General features: G+C 20.9%; 1 tRNA gene. It reads right to left on the bottom strand.

The features are described 5' to 3' along the window. Positions 1 to 579 precede the first annotated feature (579 nt). Positions 580 to 656, bottom strand: a tRNA-Ile gene (locus tag AVBRAN9331_RS09765). Positions 657 to 683: the final 27 nt, after the last annotated feature.

Below are 683 nucleotides of genomic sequence, written 5' to 3'. Positions count from 1 at the left end.
TAACCCCCCCCCAACCACTCTAAACAACACAAACAATACTTTAAATTAAAAACTAAAAAGCAATTAAAATCTCATTCTAAAAACAACCTTCACTATCTACTAAAAACAATTAAAAACACACCATAATAAAACAATCTCAAACATAATCACTAAACATAAAAAGCTATTTTTATTAAAAGAATTTAAAACTTATAAATACTTTATAAAAACATTAATTATATTAACTCTTAAAAATACAACTAATATTTTATTTAATAGTAAAAACATAATTATCACTTATAATTTAAATTACTTATTACTATAAGAGTTATTTTAAAAAGATAATATATATGCTATCAAATAACACACCACTTTAATAAGTATTATAATTTATATAAAAATAGCTTTAAACATAACTACAAGCTAAATAAGTAAAAATAAGTATTTTTAAATAAATTCAAATATCATTAAAAAATAAATATTATTTATAAGTTTTAATCTAAAATAAATACACAAGTAAAACATAAAATCATACTAAAAACTACATATATTAAAAAGATTTAAAAAAACAATTTAAAAGATAGATAAAAAGAATAAAAATGGTGGGCCTAACAAGACTTGAACTTGTGACCTCACCCTTATCAGGGGTGCACTCTAACCAGCTGAGCTATAGGCCCTTAAGAAGTAGAATTATTGTTATCTTA

It is taken from the genome of Campylobacter sp. RM9331, from assembly GCF_020137685.1.
GTDB lineage: Bacteria > Campylobacterota > Campylobacteria > Campylobacterales > Campylobacteraceae > Campylobacter_E.
The sequence above is the reverse complement of the archived record's forward strand: the minus strand, read 5'-3'. Positions and strand labels throughout refer to the sequence as shown.